26 protein-coding genes and 1 other annotated feature are annotated in these 23,191 nt (G+C 52.0%); of the genes, 10 read left to right on the top strand and 16 right to left on the bottom strand.

What is annotated here, in order from left to right; genetic code table 11:
- Positions 1-14: 14 nt before the first annotated feature.
- The 4 genes from chuS to OGX83_RS07790 are packed head-to-tail and all read left to right on the top strand — an operon-like array spanning position 15 to position 3,628.
- Positions 15-1,046, top strand: coding sequence for a hematinate-forming heme oxygenase ChuS (gene chuS / locus OGX83_RS07775; RefSeq protein ID WP_048226740.1), 1,032 nt, complete (start codon positions 15-17; stop codon positions 1,044-1,046).
- A complete protein-coding gene (locus OGX83_RS07780; protein ID WP_048235502.1) occupies positions 1,043-1,864 on the top strand; it encodes a heme/hemin ABC transporter substrate-binding protein in 822 nt (273 codons plus the stop codon). The genes chuS and OGX83_RS07780 overlap by 4 nt, the downstream gene beginning before the upstream one ends.
- Positions 1,864-2,856, top strand: coding sequence for a FecCD family ABC transporter permease (locus OGX83_RS07785; RefSeq protein ID WP_003832595.1), 993 nt, complete (start codon positions 1,864-1,866; stop codon positions 2,854-2,856). Before OGX83_RS07780 ends, OGX83_RS07785 begins: the two co-directional genes overlap by 1 nt.
- Entirely contained in the window at positions 2,849-3,628 is a 780-nt protein-coding gene (locus OGX83_RS07790; protein WP_286587724.1) for a heme ABC transporter ATP-binding protein, read from the top strand. Before OGX83_RS07785 ends, OGX83_RS07790 begins: the two co-directional genes overlap by 8 nt.
- Here OGX83_RS07790 and selO read toward each other — a convergent pair.
- The 14 genes from selO to thrS all read right to left on the bottom strand — a co-directional run bounded on the left by selO (position 3,625) and on the right by thrS (position 16,406).
- Positions 3,625-5,067 (bottom strand): protein adenylyltransferase SelO, encoded by a 1,443-nt coding sequence (gene selO / locus OGX83_RS07795; RefSeq protein WP_286587726.1) that lies wholly within the window; start codon positions 5,065-5,067, stop codon positions 3,625-3,627. The genes OGX83_RS07790 and selO overlap by 4 nt on opposite strands.
- 61 nt (positions 5,068-5,128) lie before the next feature.
- Positions 5,129-5,842 carry an EAL domain-containing protein gene (locus OGX83_RS07800; protein WP_063941497.1) on the bottom strand — a complete coding sequence of 238 codons (714 nt, stop codon included), beginning with the start codon at positions 5,840-5,842 and terminating at the stop codon, positions 5,129-5,131.
- Positions 5,843-6,160: 318 nt separating this feature from the next.
- Positions 6,161-6,625 carry an NlpC/P60 family protein gene (locus OGX83_RS07805; RefSeq protein ID WP_003832591.1) on the bottom strand — a complete coding sequence of 155 codons (465 nt, stop codon included), beginning with the start codon at positions 6,623-6,625 and terminating at the stop codon, positions 6,161-6,163.
- Positions 6,626-6,702: 77 nt separating this feature from the next.
- A complete protein-coding gene (gene btuD, locus OGX83_RS07810; protein WP_008784579.1) occupies positions 6,703-7,452 on the bottom strand; it encodes a vitamin B12 ABC transporter ATP-binding protein BtuD in 750 nt (249 codons plus the stop codon).
- Positions 7,452-8,003 (bottom strand): glutathione peroxidase, encoded by a 552-nt coding sequence (locus tag OGX83_RS07815; RefSeq protein ID WP_003832585.1) that lies wholly within the window; start codon positions 8,001-8,003, stop codon positions 7,452-7,454. Before OGX83_RS07815 ends, btuD begins: the two co-directional genes overlap by 1 nt.
- Before the next feature lie 60 nt (positions 8,004-8,063).
- Complete coding sequence (gene btuC / locus OGX83_RS07820; RefSeq protein ID WP_003832584.1) at positions 8,064-9,044, bottom strand: vitamin B12 ABC transporter permease BtuC; 981 nt, start codon at positions 9,042-9,044, stop codon at positions 8,064-8,066.
- A gap of 121 nt (positions 9,045-9,165) precedes the next feature.
- Positions 9,166-9,465 (bottom strand): integration host factor subunit alpha, encoded by a 300-nt coding sequence (gene ihfA / locus OGX83_RS07825; protein WP_003030571.1) that lies wholly within the window; start codon positions 9,463-9,465, stop codon positions 9,166-9,168.
- A 4-nt stretch (positions 9,466-9,469) separates the two neighbouring features.
- Positions 9,470-11,857, bottom strand: coding sequence for a phenylalanine--tRNA ligase subunit beta (pheT, locus tag OGX83_RS07830; RefSeq protein ID WP_032943162.1), 2,388 nt, complete (start codon positions 11,855-11,857; stop codon positions 9,470-9,472).
- Positions 11,858-11,872: 15 nt separating this feature from the next.
- Positions 11,873-12,856, bottom strand: a complete 984-nt coding sequence (gene pheS, locus OGX83_RS07835) for a phenylalanine--tRNA ligase subunit alpha (protein WP_003832580.1) — start codon at positions 12,854-12,856, stop codon at positions 11,873-11,875.
- Positions 12,857-12,980: 124 nt separating this feature from the next.
- Positions 12,981-13,105, bottom strand: a sequence feature (Phe leader region).
- The gene (gene pheM, locus OGX83_RS07840) at positions 13,056-13,100 is read right to left on the bottom strand and encodes a pheST operon leader peptide PheM (protein ID WP_001386830.1); all 45 of its coding nucleotides are present in this window, start codon (positions 13,098-13,100) and stop codon (positions 13,056-13,058) included. It overlaps the preceding feature by 45 nt.
- A gap of 120 nt (positions 13,106-13,225) precedes the next feature.
- Positions 13,226-13,582: a 50S ribosomal protein L20 gene (gene rplT / locus OGX83_RS07845; protein ID WP_003030578.1), complete on the bottom strand. Its 357-nt coding sequence runs from the start codon at positions 13,580-13,582 to the stop codon at positions 13,226-13,228.
- 55 nt (positions 13,583-13,637) lie between these two features.
- A complete protein-coding gene (rpmI, locus tag OGX83_RS07850; protein ID WP_003030583.1) occupies positions 13,638-13,835 on the bottom strand; it encodes a 50S ribosomal protein L35 in 198 nt (65 codons plus the stop codon).
- 96 nt (positions 13,836-13,931) lie between these two features.
- Positions 13,932-14,474 carry a translation initiation factor IF-3 gene (gene infC, locus OGX83_RS07855; RefSeq protein ID WP_048997935.1) on the bottom strand — a complete coding sequence of 181 codons (543 nt, stop codon included), beginning with the start codon at positions 14,472-14,474 and terminating at the stop codon, positions 13,932-13,934.
- A gap of 3 nt (positions 14,475-14,477) precedes the next feature.
- On the bottom strand, positions 14,478-16,406 hold the full coding sequence (thrS, locus tag OGX83_RS07860) for a threonine--tRNA ligase (RefSeq protein ID WP_003832572.1): 1,929 nt from the start codon (positions 16,404-16,406) through the stop codon (positions 14,478-14,480).
- A 304-nt stretch (positions 16,407-16,710) separates the two neighbouring features.
- Between thrS and yniD the strand changes: the two genes are divergently transcribed.
- Positions 16,711-16,818: a small membrane protein YniD gene (yniD, locus tag OGX83_RS07865; protein WP_003030590.1), complete on the top strand. Its 108-nt coding sequence runs from the start codon at positions 16,711-16,713 to the stop codon at positions 16,816-16,818.
- A gap of 163 nt (positions 16,819-16,981) precedes the next feature.
- Here yniD and OGX83_RS07870 read toward each other — a convergent pair whose 3' ends face one another.
- A complete protein-coding gene (locus OGX83_RS07870; protein ID WP_286587728.1) occupies positions 16,982-17,740 on the bottom strand; it encodes a DUF481 domain-containing protein in 759 nt (252 codons plus the stop codon).
- 287 nt (positions 17,741-18,027) lie between these two features.
- Between OGX83_RS07870 and pfkB the strand changes: the two genes are divergently transcribed.
- Together pfkB and OGX83_RS07880 are read left to right on the top strand one after the other, a co-directional pair.
- Entirely contained in the window at positions 18,028-18,957 is a 930-nt protein-coding gene (pfkB, locus tag OGX83_RS07875; protein WP_100272567.1) for a 6-phosphofructokinase II, read from the top strand.
- 270 nt (positions 18,958-19,227) lie between these two features.
- A complete protein-coding gene (locus OGX83_RS07880; protein ID WP_286587731.1) occupies positions 19,228-20,088 on the top strand; it encodes a fructosamine kinase family protein in 861 nt (286 codons plus the stop codon).
- Between the two features lie 64 nt (positions 20,089-20,152).
- On the opposite strand, the gene OGX83_RS07885 is transcribed toward OGX83_RS07880, so the two are convergent.
- Positions 20,153-20,689, bottom strand: a complete 537-nt coding sequence (locus OGX83_RS07885; protein WP_008784573.1) for a YniB family protein — start codon at positions 20,687-20,689, stop codon at positions 20,153-20,155.
- A gap of 166 nt (positions 20,690-20,855) precedes the next feature.
- Here OGX83_RS07885 and hxpB point away from each other — a divergent pair, with 166 nt between their 5' ends.
- From hxpB to OGX83_RS07900, 3 genes are all read left to right on the top strand, one after another.
- Complete coding sequence (gene hxpB, locus OGX83_RS07890) at positions 20,856-21,524, top strand: hexitol phosphatase HxpB (protein ID WP_103285099.1); 669 nt, start codon at positions 20,856-20,858, stop codon at positions 21,522-21,524.
- A gap of 146 nt (positions 21,525-21,670) precedes the next feature.
- A complete protein-coding gene (gene kduD / locus OGX83_RS07895; RefSeq protein ID WP_103285098.1) occupies positions 21,671-22,432 on the top strand; it encodes a 2-dehydro-3-deoxy-D-gluconate 5-dehydrogenase KduD in 762 nt (253 codons plus the stop codon).
- Between the two features lie 83 nt (positions 22,433-22,515).
- Positions 22,516-23,115, top strand: a complete 600-nt coding sequence (locus tag OGX83_RS07900; RefSeq protein WP_008784570.1) for a metal-dependent hydrolase — start codon at positions 22,516-22,518, stop codon at positions 23,113-23,115.
- The last annotated feature ends 76 nt before the right edge of the window (positions 23,116-23,191 follow it).

Raw genomic sequence — 23,191 nt, forward strand, 5'->3', positions numbered from 1 at the left:
GGAAGGAAGAGACAATGAATCATTACACACGCTGGCTGGAACTGAAGAAAGAAAATCCTGGCAAATACGCACGTGATATTGCGGGGTTGATGAATATTAGCGAAGCCGAACTGACCTTTGCACGCGTCGGTCACGATGCCTGGCGCTTACGTGGCGAAGTGCGTGAAATTCTCAGCGCACTGGAAGCAGTTGGCGAAACCAAATGTATTTGCCGCAATGAATACGCAGTACATGAGCAGGTGGGTGCTTTTACCAATCAGCACCTCAACGGTCATGCCGGACTGGTTCTCAATCCGCGCGCCCTCGATCTGCGTCTTTTCCTGAATCAGTGGGCCAGCACCTTTCATATCAGCGAAACAACCGCCCATGGTGAGCGTCAGAGCATTCAGTTCTTCGACCATCAGGGAGATGCGCTGCTGAAGGTCTATACCACGCAAAATACCCTCGTTGAGGAATGGGCAGCGTTGCTGACCCGTTTCATCTTTGCAGAAAACCCGCCGCTGGCACTGCAACCCGCCAACAATTCTGCGCCTGCCGCCGTCACGGTCGATGCGCAGACCGTTGATCAAGAGTGGCGAGCGATGACCGATGTCCACCAGTTCTTCGGTCTGCTGAAACGCCATGAACTCACTCGCCAACAGGCATTTAATCTGGTGGGCGACGATCTGGCCTGTAAGGTTTCTAATAGTGCACTGGCGCAGTTACTCGACACCGCGCGTCAGGATGGCAACGAAATTATGGTTTTTGTGGGTAATCGCGGCTGTGTACAGATTTTTACCGGCGTGATTGAAAAACTGGTACCGATGAAAGGCTGGCTAAACATCTTCAACCCAACCTTTACCCTACATCTGCTGGAAGAGAGCGTGGCTGAAACGTGGGTGACGCGCAAACCGACCGCCGATGGTCACGTCACCAGTCTGGAACTGTTTGCTGCCGACGGTACGCAAATCGCACAACTGTATGGTCAACGTACGGAAGGCGAGCCGGAACAGACGCAATGGCGCACACAGATTGACGCGCTAACGCCGAAAGGACTGGCCGCATGAAAAAACTGCTGGCCCTGATCGTGCTGCTGCCCTTCGCCGCACTGGCTGCGCCCGAGGAACGAGTTGTTGCCCTCGGTGGCGATGTCACCGAGATCGTATACGCACTGGGAGCACAACCCTCCCTTGTGGCGAGAGACAGCACCAGCCAATGGCCTGCTGCGGCAACCGCGTTACCTGATGTTGGTTATTTGCGCCAGCTCAACGCCGAAGGGATCCTTGCCACACGCCCTACGCTGGTCCTTGCCAGCGCGCAGGCGCAGCCTTCTCTGGTGTTAAAACAGCTCGAGCAGAGCAACGTCAGGGTTGTCACGATCCCAGCAAGCAACGATCTTAACGCGATTGATGAAAAAGTTCGGGTTATCGCCGAGGCTACTCATCGGGAGGCCGACGGCGAAACGCTGCGCGCAACGTTACGTCAGGAACTGGCGACGCTCCCGTCATCTGAACTTAATAAACGTGTGCTGTTTATTCTCAATCATGGCGGGATGACCGCGATGGCGGCGGGCCAGCAAACCGGAGCCGATGCGGCGATTCGTGCCGCAGGTCTACGCAACGCGATGCAGGGCGTTAATCGCTATCAGCCGCTGTCACAAGAAGGCGTCATTGCCAGCCAGCCCGATCTGGTAGTGATTTCACAAGAAGGTGTTAAGGCGATGGGTGGCGAGGCAAATCTGTGGGCGCTACCGGGACTTGCGCAAACACCTGCCGGAAGGAATAAACAGGTATTGCAGGTTGACGATATGGCGCTGTTGGGCTTCAGCGTTCGCACGCCACAGGCTATTTTGCAGCTTCGTGCTAAAGCGGAGCAATTGCCCTGATGTCCCGGCGGATCACCTGTTCATTGTGGATGTTGGCATTGATGCTGGTTGTAATGACGGTTCTGGCTACCGGTTTTGGCGCGTTGCGCCTGCCGGTAAGTCTGCTCTGGCGTGATGGCGATGAGGCATTGCGTCAAATCTGGCTCACGATTCGTCTGCCCCGCGTCCTGCTGGCGCTGGTGATTGGCGGCTCTCTGGCGCTCGCGGGCTGCGTGATGCAGGGGCTGTTTCGCAATCCACTTGCAGACCCTGGATTACTGGGAATAAGCAGTGGCGCCGCCTGCGCTGTGGCCCTGTGGGTGGTGCTGCCTGTATCCTTGCCCGCGCTGCTGATGTTGTATGCTCCAATGCTGGCCGCTTTTTTCGGCGCGCTGGCGGCAACCGTAGTGATTTTTATCCTTAGCCAACAGCGCGACGGTTCACTCTCACGCCTGCTGCTGGTCGGCATTGCCATTAACGCGCTCTGTGGGGCGGCGGTTGGCGTTTTGTCGTGGGTCAGTAATGATGCGCAACTGCGCCAGCTGTCGCTATGGGGAATGGGAAGTCTGGGGGCCGCGCAGTGGTCCACACTGTTGGCTGTCACTTCACTGACAATCCCGACAGTGCTGATCATCTGGCGACTTGCTCCGGCGCTGAATCTTCTGCAACTGGGTGAGGAAGAGGCGCATTATCTCGGCGTTGATGTGCGTACAATCCAGCGTATTTTGCTGCTTTGTAGCGCACTACTGGTTGCCTCAGCCGTGGCGGTAAGCGGCGTGATTGGCTTTATCGGGTTGGTCATCCCACATTTAATACGTATGTGGCTCGGCTCAGACCATCGGGCCGTTATTCCGGGTTCCGTGCTGGCGGGCGCGTTTTTATTGCTGATTGCAGACACACTGGCCCGTACGGCGGTTGCGCCTGCGGAGATGCCGGTCGGTCTGTTGACCAGTCTTCTCGGCGCACCGTGGTTTTTATGGCTTATTTTTCGTCAGCGAGGACCGCATGGCTGAACATTTCATCGCTGAAGGGCTTCACTATCACGTAGCTGGCAGAGCGGTGATCGACGACGTATCACTCGCCCTTACAAAAGGTGAACTGGTGGCGCTCATCGGCCCAAACGGTGCGGGGAAATCCACTCTGCTACGCTTGCTGACCGGTTTTCTGAAACCGGCTACCGGGCGCTGCGTGCTGGCGGGCAAACTGCTGGAGGAGTGGCCTACCCAAATGCTGTCGCGACACCGGGCGGTAATGCGTCAGCAAACGCAACTTGGATTTGACTGGCCGGTAGAGGCCGTCATCGCGATGGGTCGCGCGCCCTGGACCCAACGACCGGAACCTGGGCTTATTGCACAGGTAATGGAGATGACCGGATGTACGCCTCTGGCAGGCCGGCAATACGCCGCGCTTTCCGGCGGCGAGCAACAGCGAGTGCAGTTAGCCCGTGCGCTGGCGCAACTCTGGTACGACGGTGCGCCTCGCGGTTGGTTATTCCTTGATGAACCGACCTCCGCGCTGGATCTTTACCACCAGCAGCATCTGTTGCGCATGCTAAAAACGCTAACCGCTTCGGGTGAGCTGCATGTGTGCATTGTGCTTCACGATCTGAACCTCGCCGCACTGTGGGCAGACAGAATAGTGCTGCTGCACAACGGCAGGCTGGTGTCGCAGGGAACACCGGAAACTGTGTTAAAGGCCGATGATCTGAAGCGCTGGTACGGTGCTCAGGTACACGTTGGCCAGCATCCGGCCAACGCCTCCCCGCAGGTATTTCTGGCCCCTTAGCTTGAACAACTTACTTCCAGCCGTTTGCCCCAGTCAGGTGGACGGCTGGCATAGTCATCATCGCGATCGGCAAACGGGGTACGCAACGCCTGGTGCAACCGATGCAGTTCGGCATAATCCCCCTGCTCTGCCTGACTAATCGCCCGTTGCGCCAGCCAGTTACGTAATACCATCGCCGGATTTACCGCCTTCATCTGTGTTTGTCTGACTGCATCGGCAATATTGTCTTGCTGAAGGCGCGAGCGATACCGCGTGAACCAGTCGTCAAATGCTGCGCGGTCGATAAACTCATCGCGCAACGGAGATTGCGCACTGTGCTGCTCCGTTTCGCTGAGCATGCGAAACGTTCGCGTATAGTCGCTTCTTTCTCGCGCCATCAGGCTAAACAGTTCGCTAAGCAGTTCGTTATCGTCTTCCTGCTCGCTAAAGAAGCCGAGCTTTTGCCGCATCCGCTGACCATAGCGAGTTAACAGCGCCAGCTGGTAACTGTCCAGCGCATCATTTAGCGCCTCGACCGGGATAAACGGCGACAGAGTTTGCGCCAGACGTTGCAGGTTCCACAACGCGGCAGCCGGTTGATTATCGAAGCTGTATCGCCCCTGATTGTCAGAGTGGTTGCAGATATAATCGGGCACGTAATCATCAAGAAAACCGAATGGACCGTAATCCATCGTCAGACCCAGAATCGACATGTTGTCCGTGTTCATAACACCATGCGCAAATCCTACCGCCTGCCAGTCAGCGATTAACGTCGCAGTACGCGTGACAACATCGTTAAACCACAGCTGATACTTATCGGCTTCTTCCTGCCATTGCGGCCAGTAATGGCGAATCGCAAAGTCAGCCAACTCGCGCACTTTTTCCGGCTCTCGGCGATAGTAAAAATGCTCAAAATGGCCAAACCGCATATGGCTTTGCGCCACACGAATGAGCATCGCCCCTGCTTCGACCGTTTCGCGATAAACCGGCGTGTCACTGGTGACAATCGACAATGCCCGCGTGGTCGGTATTCCCAGGTAGTACATCGCTTCACTGGCCAGGCTTTCACGAATGGTCGAGCGCAGCACGGCACGCCCATCACCCATGCGGGAATACGGCGTGAGTCCGGCGCCTTTCAGGTGCCAGTCAAACGTTGAACCATCCGCGAGCTGTTGTTCGCCCAGCAGGATCCCTCGTCCGTCGCCAAGCTGACCAGCCCAGACGCCGAACTGATGCCCACTATAAACCTGGGCTAAAGGCGACATCCCGGGAAGCAACGATTCGCCGCCCCAAACGCCTGCACCAGTCGGAATATCAAATAGCGCCGCAGGAATTGCTAATTGCTCCGCCAGCGCATCGTTATGCCAGATAAGGCGCGCGTTTTTCAGAGGGGTGGGTGAAAGCGCGGTATAGGTTGCTGGTAGTTCATCACGCCAGCGAGTGGTAAAAGACAGGGTCATAGGGCCTCCTGCCTCTAGTGTAGACTGTTAATAGGCTGTTAAACACCAGCAAATAAAAGGGTTATATCTTAGCGAGCGAAATTATCTGCGCAGGAGGCACCGCAGGCCACAATCCTCCCTGCATGGCACTAAATCCCACAGGCAAGACGCGCTCCAGCATCTCTTGTGTATCAATTCCGCTAATGATTATTGACTCACAGCTGGGCGATAGTTGCGCCAGAATAGCCCGCATAAACGGTTCAAACGAAATATGTGCAATCCTTTGTTGAACAAAGTTTTTATCCAGCACGACGCGTTTGAACAGGCCGTCAAAAATTGCCCGGGTTGATATACCGCCAGAACCATAGTTTGTCAGGACTAATGGAAATCGCGCAGCAAGTGCGGCCAATATTGGATTATCTTTACCTTTGTTTAACTCCGGATAGCTTTCATTAATAGTCAGCTCCAGAAATGAAAATCGTTCAACTTGTGAAGCAAGTTCAGTATCTGATAATAAAGTATTAGCAACTGCTGGCGTTAAATTAATCCAGGCGGATACTTTTCGCTGAATAAAAAAATGTTGGCACGTTTCGATTAATTCTAGTTTTTCTACAAATAAACGACATTGTTCGTCGTCTGACATCCGAGGTAGGACCAGCTCGGTGGGTATACGCACATCCCCATGCGCACTGGCGAAACTGGTGATGATATCGACGAATTCAAGATCGCCTTTTTCGCTTCTCGCAGGAAGAAAAGAGAACTCAGAATGGTAAAGATTATCCAGTGAAACAATCATCGTGCCAGCCCCGCTGCATGGGTGTTATCCGGCATCCTGTAGCAAAGGATGGAGAAATACGTTACTGCTGATGCAAGTAGAGGCCCTTTCATTTTTCCCTTTTTAGCCGGTAAATCGAATCCTTTTTTTTAGCTTATCCTGATTATAAGCGAATATCCAGCTTTGCACTTTTTAATATCTCGGAATAAATCATATTTTTAGCAAGATACGCTCTTAATGTTCAGGGGTATTGTCTAACCAAAAGCAGAAATAAAAGTTAACTTTCAAATGGTGATGTTGAGGCTGCGCACTCGATGGCAGCCTCGGAGTTGCGGGGGATTAAATACGTCGTGCCTGCCAAAAGTTTTTACGCCAGTAAACGTTATCCAGAGACGAGCGCATCACGCCACGGCTGGTTGAAGCATGAATAAATTGATTATTGGTATCGTAAATACCAACATGCAGACCGCTTTCCCCAGACCCGGTTTTAAAGAAAACCAGATCGCCGGGCAGCAAATCGTCTTTATCAATTTCGGTACCAATCTTTGATTGCGTACGCGTATCGCGCGGAAGTTGCAGGTCGAATTTATCGCGCATCGTCATCAAAACAAATCCAGAACAATCCACCCCACTACGACTCATACCGCCATAACGATAGGGTGTGCCATGCCAGGTTTGTAGCTGATCATTAAGACCGGCGATAACGGCAATAGAATCCGACAAGCGGGCATTTGGCGCAGGCGCACGATGGCTGCTGCAGCCCGCCAAAAACAATGCTGTGATGAAAAGGAGCCAAAAGCGCATTCAGTACGAATCCTCTGAATTTTATTTTTATGCCAATTTAGCGTGGAAATTATATGATTTTCAAGAACCCATTTCACTTAAGTGGTTGATATGAGCATTCTGTGCCCTTCAATATCCAAACGTCGGAAGTTGACGCCATAGGCCGCAGACAGATTGGCCGGCGTCAGTACCGCATCTCGTGAACCACTGGCAAGCAGTTTCCCGCGTTTGAGTAGCCAGGCTTTATGCGCATGGCGTAAGGTGTGATTAAGGTCGTGGCTACTCATCACAATCGCTATGCCCTGCAAACAAAGCTGACTCAACAAGCGGTCCAGTGCGTTTTGTTGCGCGACATCCAGACTGTTCATCGGCTCATCCAGCAGTAAAAGCTGACCTAATGGATTCGCTTGTGGGCAAATCTGCAGGATAACCGCAGCCAGGCGCACACGCTGCCACTCACCGCCGGAGAGTTGGTTCACGCCGCGCCCCAGTTTATCTCCCAGGCCGAGCGCATCGGCGATCTCCTGTAACAGATCGGTGCGTGCTTTGTCGGGTTGATGCAGCGTCAGAAAATGCCAGACCGGCATGGCAAACGGCGGATTTTGCTGTTGCGCAAGATAGGCGCGATATTGCGCCAGCCTGGCGGCGGGCCATTCCTCCAACGGCATATCACCAAAAGTGATACTGCCTTCTCCGTTTGTCAGACCCGCCATACGCGCCAACAGCGTACTTTTTCCGGCACCGTTTGGTCCCACTAAATGCAAGATCTCTCCTGCTTTGATCTCACCAGAAAGCGGGCCGAGACGGGTCGATTCCGCGACGTCCTGTAGCTGCATCAATCGAGACATTAGTTTGCCAGCGCCTGCTTGATGGTTTGCACCAGGATGGGATCCTCAGGCGTCATATCCGGTGAGAATCGTTGCAGCACTTTTCCATCGCGACCCACTAAAAACTTCTCGAAATTCCACAGGATATCGTCCGGGTAGAGCGGCGCACGACCTTTGCTCGCCATTCGCTCGTAGAACCCACTATCCGCAGGCGCAACGGCCGTTGGCGCGGCATCAATCAGCTTCTGATACAGCGGATGGCGTCCCTCGCCGTTGACGTCAATTTTGCTGAACATCGGGAAAGTTACGCCCCATGTGGTACTGCAGTACGTTTTTATTTCCTCTTCGCTGCCCGGCTCCTGGCCCAGAAACTGATTGCAAGGGAAACCAAGAACGCTGAAGCCCTGTTGGTGCCAGGCTTTCTGCAGATTTTCCAGTTGCTCGTACTGCGGCGTCAGTCCACATTTTGAAGCAACGTTGACGATTAACAGCACATTCCCGGAATACGGCTGCAGTGAGGTAACCTCGCCGTCGATGGTCGTCACTTCTGTATCGAGGATAGTGTTTTGCATAGCATCTCCAGAACAACAGGTGGATTTTCAGTTTTTAATCATAGACCGAACCAACGCGTTCTAGCGCGCGGCTTTTAACAATAGCCAGATAAATACCGGTGCACCCATGGTGGCCGTTACCACGCCGATAGGTAACTCAGCCGAGGCCAGCACCAAACGCGCGACAACATCAGCAAACAATAATGCGATTGCGCCAGCCAACGCACAACCTGGCAGTAAAACACGGTGATCGGTGAGGCCGCACAGTCGCAAAATATGCGGGATCACAAGCCCAATAAAACCAATCGCCCCTGCCAGAGCCACGCTCACGCCAACCATCCAGCCTGTGGCAACCACCAGCAGGTTGCGCCAGAACCATAATGGCAGTCCTAGCTGACGCGCAGAAGTCTCTCCTAACGCCAGCATATTCATCGGCTGCGACTGACAGCAGATCCACACCAGCACCGGAATCAACGCCACCATGAGCCAGGCCTGATGCCAGTCTACGCCACCGAAGCCCCCCATCATCCAGTACATCAGCTGTCGTAAGTCAAACGAGGTAGAGAAGTAGATAGCCCATGTCATCAGCGCGCTGCAGATAATCCCCAGCGCCACTCCCGCCAGCAGCAGACGACTGGTAGACAGATGTCGACGGGCGAAACGTAGCAGAATAAGTGTGATAATCAGCGCTCCGGCAATGGCGCAAAGGCCCAACGCCCAGCCGGGGAGTTGCCCCTGCCCCAGCAGCACCGCCGCGATAAGCCCGACTCCCGCGCCGTTAGATACGCCCAGTAATCCAGGCTCTGCGAGCGGGTTTTCAAACAGAGCTTGCATCACTGCGCCAGATAAGGCCAATGCAGCGCCTACCAGCAAAACGGCAAGGGTACGGGGAAGTCGAATTTGCCAGACGAACAGATCGCCGCGGGCGCTGAACCAGTCGCCGGGAGCGATCCATTGTTCTCCTGCGCACAAGCTTAGAATCGTTGCCAGTAGCATAAGTACTGACAGTGACAGTATCCAGCGCACGTTTCGGCGCTGTTGTTGATGGGCGAAAGTCAGCATGTTTTCCATTCTGCTGAAAAGAGATGGAGGTGATTCTACGGTGCTGATTCGGTAGTGAAAAGGAAAAAGGCCGCATAGCGGCCTTTTTAGTTATACGCGTCATACTCTGCGTATCGTTAAATCACTCTTCTTTGGGCGTTGCGTTTTCAACCCGGCTTTTTAACTTCTGTCCGGGTCTGAAGGTCACCACGCGCCGTGCTGTAATGGGAATATCTTCGCCCGTTTTCGGGTTACGGCCCGGACGTTGATTCTTATCACGCAGATCGAAGTTACCAAAACCAGAGAGTTTTACCTGCTCACCATTTTCCAGAGCACGACGGATCTCTTCGAAAAACAGCTCGACCAGTTCTTTGGCATCCCGCTTGCTAAGCCCAAGCTTATCAAACAGATATTCTGACATTTCAGCTTTTGTAAGCGCCATAGGTTCAATCCCTCAATGATGCCTGGAATCGCTCTTTTAATGCCTCTACACATTTGGCGACGGTAGCGGCAATCTCCTCTTCTTCAAGTGTACGGCTGGTATCCTGAAGGATCAGGCTGATAGCGAGGCTCTTATAGCCCTCCGCAACACCCTTACCGCGGTACACGTCAAATAAGTTTACGCCAACTACCTGATTTACGCCAACTTTCTTACACTCGGATAAAATATCCGCAGCGGGAACGTTTTCTGCCACAACGACTGCGATATCGCGACGGTTCGCTGGGAAGCGAGAAACTTCACGCGCCTGAGGCACCACGCGGTCTGCGAGCTTATTCCACTCCAGTTCAAACACCAGAGTGCGACCGTTCAGATCCAGTTTACGTTCCAGTTCAGGATGAACAACCCCAATGAAACCAATACGTTCACCTTTCAGATAAATCGCCGCAGACTGACCCGGATGCAGTGCTGGATTCGCTTCAGCTTTGAACTGAATGTCTGCCAGTTTGCCTGTCAGGTCGAGAACCGCTTCCAGATCGCCTTTCAGATCATAGAAATCAACGGTCTCTTTTGCCAGATTCCAGTGTTCATCATGACGGTTACCGCAGATCACGCCAGCCAGCATCAGATCCTGACGGATCCCGAGGTTGGCCTGCGTATCTGGCACGAAACGTAAACCCGTTTCGAAAATACGTACGCGGTTCTGCTGACGATTCTGGTTATACACTACCGTAGACAGCAAGCCGGTCCACAGGGACAAACGCATTGCCGACATATCAATAGAGATTGGGCTTGGCAGCAGCAGCGCTTCTTCACCCGGGTGCAGCAGCGACTGGACTTTCGGGTCGACGAAGCTATAGGTAATGACTTCCTGGTAGCCTTTGTCATTCAGCATGGTTTTTACACGTTTCAGCGACAAATCCGCTTCACGATGCGTACCCATGATAAGACCCGCCTGAATCGGCGTGTTCGGGATATTGTCATAACCGTATACGCGGGCGACTTCTTCGACCAGGTCTTCTTCGATTTCCATATCGAAACGCCAGCTCGGCGCGACCGCTTTCCACTCATCCTGCCCTTCCGTCACGTCACAACCCAGACGACGCAGAATGTCACTCACCTGCTCATCGGCAATATGGTGTCCGATCAGACGATCCAGTTTGCTACGACGAAGCGTAATGGTTGCGCGTTTTGGCAGCGTGGCTTCGTTCGTCACGTCAATGACTGGGCCCGCTTCACCGCCGCAGATATCAATCAGCAGGCGCGTTGCACGTTCCATGGCCTTATGTTGCAGCGCAGGATCGACACCACGCTCATAGCGGTGAGATGCATCGGTGTGCAGGCCGTGACGACGCGCGCGACCGGTAATAGACAGCGGGCTGAAGAATGCACATTCCAGCAGGACGTTTTGTGTTTCATCGTTCACACCGGAATGTTCGCCACCAAAGATGCCGCCCATCGCCAGCGCTTTGTTGTGGTCCGCAATCACCAGCGTATCTGCATTCAGCTTCGCTTCGCTGCCGTCCAGCAATACCAGGGTCTCACCCTCTTTTGCCATACGGACAACAATTCCGCCTTCAATGCGGTCTTTGTCGAATGCGTGCATCGGCTGGCCCAGTTCGAGCAGCACATAGTTAGTCACGTCAACCACGGCATCGATAGAACGAATACCGCAACGGCGCAGTTTTTCTTTCATCCACAGCGGGGTCGGCGCTTTAACATTGATGCCTTTCACCACGCGGCCCAGATAGCGTGGGCAGGCTTCCACGGCTTCAACCTGAATCGGCAGGACGTCGCTAATGGTCGCGGCTACTGGCGCGATTTCCGGTTCAACCAGCGGGGCTTTGTTCAGTACAGCAACATCACGCGCTACACCGATGATGCCTAAGCAGTCGGCGCGGTTCGGCGTGACGCTGATTTCGATGGTGTTGTCGTCAAGCTTCAGGTATTCACGGATATCGGTGCCAATTGGCGCATCGGCAGGCAGTTCGATAATCCCGTTATGATCGTCGGAAATACCCAGCTCGGAGAACGAGCACAGCATGCCTTCAGACGGTTCACCGCGCAGTTTCGCGGCTTTAATTTTGAAATCGCCCGGCAGAACGGCACCAACGGTTGCCACAGCCACTTTCAACCCCTGACGGCAGTTTGGCGCACCGCAGACGATATCCAGCAGGCGGTCGCCGCCTACATTCACTTTGGTGACGCGCAGTTTGTCAGCGTTAGGGTGTTGGCCGCATTCAACCACTTCACCTACCACAACGCCATTGAACGCGCCGGAAACAGGTTCCACACCGTCAACTTCAAGACCCGCCATCGTGATTTGGTTTGACAGCGCATCGCTATCAATCGCCGGATTTACCCATTCGCGTAACCACAGTTCACTGAATTTCATTGTTTTATCCTGCCTTTATTTAAACTGTTTGAGGAAACGCAGATCGTTTTCGAAGAAAGAACGCAGATCGGTAACGCCGTAACGCAGCATGGTCAGACGCTCCATACCCATACCGAATGCAAAGCCGGAATAGATTTCCGGATCGATGCCAACATTACGCAACACGTTCGGGTGAACCATCCCGCAGCCCAGCACTTCCAGCCATTTGCCGTTTTTGCCCATCACGTCAACTTCCGCAGATGGTTCAGTGAACGGGAAGTAGGAAGGACGGAAACGAACCTGAAGGTCTTCTTCAAAGAAGTTGCGCAGGAAATCGTGCAGCGTGCCTTTCAGGTTGGTGAAGTTGATGTTGGTATCAACAATCAGCCCTTCCATCTGGTGGAACATTGGTGTGTGTGTCTGATCGTAATCGTTACGATATACGCGGCCCGGGGCGATAATACGGATCGGCGGCTGTTTTTCTTTCATGGTACGGATCTGCACGCCGGAAGTCTGTGTGCGCAGCAGACGCGTCGCGTCAAACCAGAAAGTGTCGTGGTCAGCGCGCGCCGGGTGATGGCCAGGAATGTTGAGCGCATCGAAGTTATGATAGTCATCTTCGATTTCCGGACCAGTCGCCACGGTAAAGCCCAGCTCACCGAAGAAACTTTCAATCCTGTCGATTGTACGCGTTACAGGATGCAGACCGCCGTTTTCGATACGACGCCCAGGAAGGGAGATATCGATCGTTTCTTCAGCCAGACGAGCATTCAGCGCAGCACTTTCTAATTCGGCCTTACGCGCGTTCAGCGCTTGCTGTACCTGCTCTTTGGCTTCGTTAATCACCGCACCTGCTGCCGGGCGCTCTTCTGGCGGCAGTTCGCGCAGGGTTGTCATCTGAAGGGTCAGGTGCCCTTTCTTGCCCAAATATTCGACGCGGACATTGTCTAACGCGGCAACATCTGAAGCCTGGTTAATGGCGGCCGTTGCACTGGCAACCAGCTCTGCGAGATGTGACATGGTTTTCCTCGTTATGTTGCGATATTCACTAGTCGCTCGTATATACGCAAAATCATTCAAGTTGTATCAACGCGGCCAAAGAGCGAATGCAGCCAATACAGAGACAACTTGAAGGATGACGCGTATAAAAAAAGCCTCCACCAGGGAGGCTTTTAGGCGCTGTTTTCCGTTTCTTCTTTCACGCGCAAGCCTCCTGAGTTCAGGTGCTAAAGTAAAAGAAGAAGCGGAAAATAGCAGCATTCATGCTTGCGTTACCTTGTGTGGTAAAAACCGGACAACCTTTATTGAAAAGGCTTACGGATAAATTGTCAACTAATTGATTGCACTACAAATAAAAGAGAGGGAGCCAGGCTCCCTCTTTTCACCGGCTTATGCCAGAGCTGCTTTCGCTTTTTCGACCAGAGCGGTGAACGCTACTTTGTCGAATACTGCGATGTCAGCCAGGATCTTACGGTCGATTTCAACAGAGGCTTTTTTCAGGCCGTTGATGAATTTGCTGTAAGAAATACCGTTCTGACGTGCTGCTGCGTTGATACGCGCAATCCACAGTTGACGGAACTGACGCTTTTTCTGACGACGGTCACGATAAGCGTACTGACCAGCTTTGATAACAGCCTGGAAGGCAACGCGGTATACGCGAGAACGCGCACCGTAGTAGCCTTTAGCTTGTTTCAAAATTTTCTTGTGACGTGCACGGGCAACTACACCACGTTTTACGCGAGCCATATGTGCTCTCCTGTATCTATATTCTTAGTAAAAAAATGAATTAAACGTTAACGGCTTATGCGTACGGCAGGCACGCGATAACCAGACCCAGATCGCCTTTAGACACGAGGCCTTTTGGACGCAGGTGACGTTTACGCTTAGTAGATTTTTTGGTCAGAATATGACGCAGGTTTGCGTGCTTACGCTTAAATCCACCACCACCGGTTTTTTTGAAACGCTTAGCAGCACCGCGTACGGTCTTAATTTTTGGCATTTTAATAACTTCCACTTCGCATTGTTAATAAACGAAACGTAGGCGAACAACGGCTGTGGAACCCGTAGGCTCCACAGACATTGCTACTTGAAGGCCTTACTGTTTCTTCTTAGGAGCGAGCACCATGATCATCTGGCGGCCTTCGATCTTCGTAGGGAAGGATTCGACTACTGCCAGTTCACTCAGATCGTCACGGACGCGGTTGAGCACTTCCATACCAATCTGTTGGTGGGCCATCTCACGACCGCGAAAACGCAGCGTGATCTTAGCCTTATCGCCATCTTCCAGAAAGCGTACCAGGCTGCGGAGTTTTACCTGGTAATCGCCATCGTCGGTGCCAGGACGGAATTTAATTTCCTTAACCTGGATAACTTTTTGCTTTTTCTTCTGTTCCTTAGAAGACTTACTCTTTTCATAAAGGAACTTGCCGTAGTCCATAATACGACAAACTGGCGGTTCGGCGTTAGGGCTGATTTCAACTAAATCTACTCCAGCTTCTTCAGCTTTTTCGATCGCTTCTCTCAGACTCACAATACCCAAAGCTTCGCCTTCCAGACCTGTTAAGCGAACTTCCAGGGCGCGAATCTCGCCATTGATACGATTCGGACGTGCCGTTTGAACTCGTTTTCCGCCTTTAATACCTTATTCCTCCAGTTGTTGAAGACTGCGGCTGCGAATCTCTTGTTGCAGCTTCTCAATCACTTCATTTACGTCCAGGCTGCCCAAGTCTTTGCCACGACGGGTGCGCACGGCAACTTTGCCTGCTTCTACCTCTTTGTCGCCACAGACCAACATGTAAGGGACACGACGTAAAGTGTGCTCGCGGATTTTAAAGCCAATCTTCTCATTTCTCAAGTCTGCTTTTACACGAATACCCGCATTTTGTAGTTTCTGCGTTAATTCGTTAACGTATTCAGACTGAGAATCGGTGATGTTCATGACCACAACCTGAACTGGTGCGAGCCAGGTCGGGAAGAAGCCAGCGAACTCTTCGGTCAGGATACCGATGAAACGTTCCATCGACCCAAGAATTGCACGGTGAATCATAACCGGAACCTGACGCTCGTTGTTTTCGCCAACGTAAGAGGCGCTTAAACGGGACGGCAGGGAGAAGTCCAGCTGTACAGTACCGCACTGCCATGCACGATCGAGGCAGTCATACAGGGTAAATTCAATTTTCGGACCGTAGAACGCGCCCTCACCCAGTTGGAACTCAAACGGGATGTTGTTTTCTTCCAGCGCAACGGCCAGGTCAGCTTCAGCACGGTCCCACATTTCATCGCTACCGATACGTTTTTCGGGGCGAGTGGACAGTTTGACGACGATTTTCTCGAAGCCAAAGGTGCTGTACATATCGTAGACCATACGAATGCACGCGTTAACTTCATCACGAATCTGCTCTTCAGTACAGAAGATATGTGCATCATCTTGAGTGAAGCCACGAACACGCATCAGGCCATGCAGCGCACCTGACGGTTCATTACGGTGGCAGCTACCAAACTCAGCCATACGCAGCGGCAGATCGCGATAGGATTTCAGACCCTGATTAAAGATCTGCACGTGGCCTGGGCAGTTCATTGGCTTAATGCAGTATTCACGGTTCTCAGAAGAGGTGGTGAACATTGCATCTTTGTAGTTATCCCAGTGACCTGTTTTTTCCCACAGCACGCGGTCCATCATGAACGGACCTTTCACTTCCTGATACTGGTATTCTTTCAGTTTTGAACGAACGAATACTTCCAGTTCACGGAAGATAGTCCAGCCATCGTTGTGCCAGAACACCATACCCGGTGCTTCTTCCTGCATATGATACAGGTCAAGCTGTTTACCGATTTTACGGTGATCGCGTTTGGCCGCTTCTTCCAGACGTTGCAGGTAGGCATTCAGGGCTTTTTTATCTGCCCATGCAGTACCATAAATACGCTGCAGCATCTTGTTATTGCTGTCGCCACGCCAGTATGCCCCTGCGGTCTTCATCAGTTTGAAGTGATGGCAGAAACGCATGTTCGGCACGTGCGGGCCACGGCACATATCGACATATTCTTCATGATGGTACAAGCCAGGCTTGTCATCATGGGCAATGTTTTCATCAAGAATGGAGACTTTATAGGTCTCGCCACGCTTCACGAAGGTTTCACGCGCTTCGTACCAGCTGACTTTCTTCTTAATGACATCGTAGTTTTTCTCAGCGAGCTCGTGCATCCGCTTCTCGAGCGCGTCGACGTCTTCCTGGGTTAACGTACGGTCAAGATCGATATCGTAGTAAAAACCGTTATCAACAACCGGTCCGATCGCCATTTTGGTGTGCGGCCAGAGTTGTTTGATCGCGTGCCCTAACAGGTGCGCACAGGAGTGACGAATGATCTCCAGACCTTCTTCATCCTTCGCGGTGATGATGGAGAGCTTCGCATCATGCTCAATCAGATCGGAAGCATCTACCAGCTCACCGTCAACACGGCCAGCAATAGTGGCTTTCGCCAGACCTGGACCGATGTCCAGCGCAACATCCATGGGGCTTACAGCGTGGTCGTAATGGCGTTGGCTGCCATCAGGAAGAGTAATAACAGGCATGTTATATCCTTATTTGCAGTGGTGACCCACACGTAAGATCACATACAAAGATTCAATATTTAAAATTATCAAAAAGGTGTGGGCTGATTCCCGCTTCACTCTGCGAAATATGTCACTGGTTGCCTTAAAGACCACACTGGACCTACACCCGCTTTTTGATAACACCGCTTGACAGTGTACACGGCATTACGGGTCGATCAAAGCAACAATCAACGCGCGCTCTATGATGTAAATCAATTCACTGACACCCAACCGTCTTTGTTACACTTGCACAAAGTCATCTAACCTGAGCAGGAAAAAAACAATGCCCACAAATCGCTTTGCGAAGAAACACTGGAAGATGGTTGTGATTCTGCTCGTTATTTGTGCGGCCATGTTGATGCTGCGCTGGGCTGCGATGATCTGGGGCTAAATGACGCTCACCCACGGTTCCGCTTTCGTTTATTTATCGATTAATCGAATTTGTCTGAAAATAGCGCGTTATGACCAGATAAAAAATAAAACGCAAATTAAATATTAAATAAACTTAACTTTAACTTAGAAAAGCCAGGTCATTTATTTGACCCGGCTTGTCATTACATCCGATAGCCGAGGGAAACTGTCGTGCGACGATCGGTATGCTCCGGCGCTGTTGCCGGCGGTTCAGAGTTCCAGGTCACGTTGTAAGCCAGCTTTAACCCAAAGTGCTCGTTGATGGCAACGTTCAGGGCAGTTTCAGAGTTGAGCGTGGTATCGTCAGCGCCGAATACCGACACACCCTGAGTAAACTTGGTATTGTCCGTCATCTGCCATGCATAGGCCCCGGACGCATAGCCCAACGGCTGTGTTTCGGTGGTGCCATCCGTGTGCTCGTCATAGCGCACGCCAGGACCGAATTCGAAACGGAAGCTGTGCACAGGTCCGTTGAGGAACTGACGACCGTAACCTGCGGTCAGTACGTCACGCTCGCGATAACCGTTGTAACGGTCGGTCAACCAGCTTGCCTGCCCAAAGATATAGTCATAGTCGGTCATGTTATAACGACTACGGCCACCTACGGCATATTTCTCCGATGAACGCTCATCATTTGAGGAGGTATTGCTGGCATTTCCCCACAGAGACCATGCGGTCGTTTGGCCGTACCAGGTCATGGTGGTATCTGCGGTTAAAGAAGAACTTTTTGTGTTGCCTGACTGGGCGAGATATCCCGCGTTCAGGTTACCTTCAAAGGGTTTTTTCGCGCTGGAAGGGTCATCCATGACAGTAAAAACGGAATCATCGGCTACAGCATGCATTGACGCAAGCAGGCCTCCCGTCAGCAGTAATGCTGCGGGCACTGTCTTCAAAAGCTTCATTTATTAAGAGTCCGTACAACAAAAAAAGAGACCATTACGGTCTCGGAAACTTTCATATGGATCAATGACAAAAGACCCTTGAAAGGTAACAAATTATAAAAAGACTCGAATAACATAGCAATAAATTCTTATTTCATTTTTTGAATAAGAGCGTTCCTAAACCTTTATTTTATTTATATATCTTTATGACGATAATTTTAAATAAAGATATGAAAAATCATGTTGTTAATTACTTCACTTTCGGGAGGTTAAGTGCCAGACTGAGTTCAGCCTAACAGGAGGTAAAGATGGTACGTATCTATACGTTAACACTTGCGCCCTCTCTCGATAGCGCAACAATCACCCCGCAAATTTACCCGGAAGGTAAGCTTCGTTGTACCTCGCCGGTTTTTGAACCCGGCGGCGGCGGTATCAACGTCGCTCGCGCAATTGCCCATCTTGGCGGAACCGCAACGGCGATTTTCCCCGCGGGGGGAGCAACCGGAGAGCATCTTGTTGCATTGCTCGCCGACGAAAATGTTCCCGTATCTACCGTCGAAGCCAAAGACTGGACCCGACAAAATCTTCATGTCCACGTGGAGTCCAGCGGCGAACAATATCGTTTTGTCATGCCAGGCGCTGCGCTGACCGATGAAGAGTTCTACCAGCTTCAGGATCAGGTGCTGGAAATTGAGTCTGGTGCGCTGCTGGTCATCAGCGGCAGTTTGCCGCCCGGCGTACAGCTTGAGAAGTTGACCCGACTCATTACCACCGCACAAAAACAGGGGATCCGCTGTATTGTCGACAGTTCAGGCGAAGCACTGACGGCGGCGTTAGCCATCGGCAATATCGAACTGGTCAAACCCAACCTCAAAGAACTGAGTGCGCTGGTAAACCGCGAACTGACACAGCCCGATGATGTGCGCAAGGCCGCGCAGGAAATCGTGCAAAGCGGAAAAGCGCACCGCGTTGTGGTATCGCTTGGGCCGCAAGGGGCGCTGGGTGTAGATCGCGATACCTGCGTTCAGGTGGTTCCGCCACCGGTGAAAAGTCAAAGTACCGTAGGTGCAGGCGACAGTATGGTCGGGGCCATGACGCTTAAACTGGCAGAGAACGCGCCTTTTGAGGATATTGTCCGTTACGGTGTCGCCGCGGGCAGCGCAGCAACGCTGAATCAGGGTACTCGCCTGTGCTCTTTGGACGACACGCAAAAAATATATTCGTATCTCGCTCAGTAATAACACCGTCCCTCTTTTGAAGAAAAAGGGGGATTCTCGCGTAAAACTGTCAGCATGGGTGTTATGCGACTATGATAAAAAATCACGTGATTACAAAGAAGTGAATCATGTGCAGTCAGACGTCTCCACAACGGTGCGAGGTGAAGAAGAACGACAAACATTAAGTGCCTTTCCAGCGATGACGCGTCCGTGGTGTGCGTCAGTTCGTGTTTTTTAACCGCATTCTTGCGCTAACCTTATGATCTGGCAGACAACATGGGGAGAGACATCATGTGGCAGGCTATCAGTCGTCTTTTAAGCGAGCAATTAGGTGAAGGCGAAATCGAACTGCGTAATGAACTGCCCGGCGGAGAGATCCACGCCGCATGGCATTTACGCTATGCGGGGCGAGATTTTTTCGTCAAATGCGATGAAAGAGAGCTGTTAACCGGCTTTACGGCAGAAGCCGATCAGCTGGAGCTACTTTCCCGCAGTCAAACTGTATCTGTACCGAAAATCTGGGCAGTAGGCGCAGACAGAGATTACAGCTTTCTGGTGATGGATTTCCTCCCTCCCCGTCCGCTTGATGCGCATAACGCGTTTATCCTCGGTCAACAGCTTGCGCATTTGCACGAATGGAGCGACCAGCCTCAGTTTGGTCTCGACTTCGATAACGCGCTCTCTACCACGCCGCAGCCAAATACCTGGCAACGTCGCTGGTCAACCTTTTTCGCCGAGCAGCGTATAGGCTGGCAGCTGGAACTCGCCGCTGAAAAAGGCATAGCGTTTGGCAATATTGACGCCATCGTCGAACACGTTCAGCAACGTCTCTCTTCTCATCAGCCGCAGCCGTCTCTCCTGCACGGTGATTTGTGGTCCGGGAACTGCGCCCTCGGTCCTAACGGTCCGTACATCTTTGACCCTGCCTGCTACTGGGGGGACAGAGAGTGTGACCTGGCAATGCTGCCGTTACATACCGATCAGCCGCCGCAAATTTATGACGGTTACCAGTCTGTCTCGCCACTGCCGCTGGACTTTCTCGACAGGCAGCCAATCTACCAGCTCTATACGCTGCTGAATCGGGCAATTCTGTTCGGGGGACAGCATTTGGTTGTGGCGCAGAAAGCACTGGATAGATTACTGGCGGCTTAACGACGTACCGCGTTGCTTATCAGGCCTGCCGTTTCGCAACGTGGCAGGCCCGATAGTTCGGCACTTACAAAAAGCCCAGCAATGAGAAGAAGAAGTAGCCGATCACGATAACGATCACCGGCAGAATATAAAGCGGGAAAATTTGTAAGAAGATCGTATGGTGCGGTACCACAATTCGCGACTCCAGTTGCTCGCGGGATAATCCTTCACTGCCCTTTGCCTGTTCCAGAATTAGCTGATCTTCTACGCCTTCGCGTAAGAAACGCGCCTGACGGCTCATTCTGGCGCCTGAGTCCTGCAACGCCAGGCCGATAAAAATCAGGATGAATATCAGCCAAAAAACGAGATTCAGCCCACTTTGAAAATCGGGCGTTGGCGAGTTATACCAGAACACGTTAAGAAAAGGTGTGTTCACCCGCATCATGTCGATCATCACATGGGCAAAATCGAGCATGACCGCGTTAATCCCTTCCTGCTTTTCGCTGTGCGCGTACATAAACTTCAGTACTGAAACCAGCGTTGAAATCAGCGCGGGAATGAAAACCACCCATCCCACCAGCCTTTTCAAGATGGCAATGCGTCCAGCTTGTTGATACGTCATGAGTTCCCCTTGATTAAGACGTGTCATTTTGGCCTAAGTTTACCCGTTGATTACCGTTTTCGCCTGATCTTTAAAGGCGGTATACTTCTGAATTAGCCATAATGAACGCTCAGAGTCCGTCCAGGCTGGCTCTAATCCCTTTTATCACCGTAAAGGAGAGGTTGTAATGTCAACCCCGCGTCAAATTCTTGCTGCAATTTTCGATATGGATGGGTTACTGGTCGATTCTGAACCGCTTTGGGATCAGGCTGAACTGGATGTGATAGCAAGTTTAGGCGTTGATATCTCCCGCCGCCATGAACTTCCCGATACCCTTGGCTTACGCATCGACATGGTGGTTGATTTGTGGTTTGCGCAGCAACCCTGGAACGGCCCCTCACGTCAGGAAGTCACCGAGCGCATCATTACCCGGGCCATTGCGTTGGTTGAAGAGACAAAACCGCTGCTGCCAGGCGTTCGTGAAGCTGTGGCACTGTGCAAATCTCAGGGAATCAAAGTAGGACTGGCATCCGCCTCGCCGCTACATATGCTGGAAAAAGTGCTGACCATGTTTGATCTGCGCGATGACTTCGACGCGCTGGCTTCTGCAGAAAAACTGCCTTACAGCAAACCGCACCCGCAAGTTTACCTCGATTGTGCGGCAAAACTGGGCATTGGCCCGTTAAACTGCGTAGCACTGGAAGACTCAGTGAACGGCATGATTGCCTCGAAAGCTGCCCGTATGCGTTCCATCGTCGTACCAGCGCATGAGAATCAGGACGATCCTCGCTTCGTGCTTGCCGACGTCAAACTAACCTCGCTCACCGAACTCACAGCCGCTCATCTGCGCGGCTAATCCTGTAACGGGCAATGATCGTATTGCCCGTCTTTTCAGACTTTCTATTTTAAAACGCCGTTTCATTTTTAATTGTATTTCTGTTTAACCTCTCCTATCCTTGCCCTATAGCGCAAGCGTTAATGACATAAATAGTTGAGGTAAACATGATTCAGGAAGCTTTTCGTCTCGAGGGTAAAGTCGCCATCGTCACTGGATGTGACACCGGCCTCGGGCAGGGTATGGCAGTGGCGCTGGCTGAAGCGGGCTGCGATGTAGTCGGCGTGAATCGTAAAATACCGCATGAAACCGCAGAGAAAATTAACGCCTTCGGTCGACGCTTTATGGCCATTCAGGCCGACCTCAGTCAACAAGATGCTCTCACCAGCATCGTGACACAAACGGTATCGGCGTTTGGCCGGGTCGATATTCTGGTCAACAATGCAGGAACTATACGCCGTCAGGATGCACTGGACTTCAGTGAAAAAGATTGGGATGACGTGATGAATCTGAATCTCAAATCCGTTTTCTTTCTGTCGCAGGCTGTGGCGCGTCAGTTTCTGGCTCAGGGCAATGGCGGAAAAATCATTAACATTGCCTCGATGCTCTCTTTTCAGGGGGGTATCCGTGTACCTTCCTATACCGCATCAAAAAGCGGCGTTCTGGGCATCACTCGCCTGCTCGCCAATGAATGGGCGGCCAAAGGAATTAATGTCAACGCCATCGCGCCCGGCTATATGGCGACCAACAACACCCAGCAACTGCGCGCAGACAGCGAGCGCAATCAGGAGATTATCGATCGTATTCCCGCCGGACGCTGGGGCACGCCAAATGACCTGAAAGGCCCGGTTGTTTTCCTTGCAAGTCCCGCCTCTGACTATATTCATGGTTATACGCTGGCGGTGGATGGCGGTTGGCTGGCGCGGTAAAGGCGCACTTGTGACAAAGGGTTACAACGTCACCTCTTCCGCCTACTGTATAAAACCCCTATACTGTATGAATCGACAGTTTATTGGGTTTTATCATGACGGCGGAAGGCCACCTTCTTTTTTCTATTGCCTGTGCGGTATTTGCCAAGAATGCCGAGCTAACGCCCGTTCTTGCGCAGGGTGACTGGTGGCATATTGTTCCTTCAGCCATTTTAACGTGCCTGCTGCCGGATATCGATCATCCCAAATCTCTGCTGGGGCAGCGTCTGAAGTGGATATCAAAACCCATTGCCCGGGCATTTGGTCATCGCGGGTTTACACATAGCCTGCTGGCGGTTTTTGCCCTGCTGGCCACGTTCTACCTGAAAGTCCCGGATACCTGGATAATACCTGCCGATGCCTTACAAGGTATGGTACTCGGCTATCTTAGTCACATTCTGGCCGACATGCTGACCCCAGCAGGCGTTCCCCTGCTTTGGCCCTGCCGCTGGCGTTTTCGTCTGCCCATCCTCGTGCCGCAAAAAGGCAATCAACTGGAGCGGTTTCTGTGCATGGCACTGTTCGCGTGGGCAATCTGGATGCCGCAAACCGTACAAGAGAACAGCGCGGTACGCTGGTCTTCGCAGATGATTAATACGCTACAAATGCAGTTCAATCGTTTCATAACGCATCAGATTGACTAATAAATCAGCCAAAAAATCATTTTAGGTATAAACAATTCCATTTGAATATAAGAGGCAAGTCACAGTTCTGCTAATC

The organism is Citrobacter sp. Cpo074 (genome assembly GCF_030332745.1).
In the GTDB taxonomy this organism is placed as follows: domain Bacteria; phylum Pseudomonadota; class Gammaproteobacteria; order Enterobacterales; family Enterobacteriaceae; genus Citrobacter; species Citrobacter portucalensis.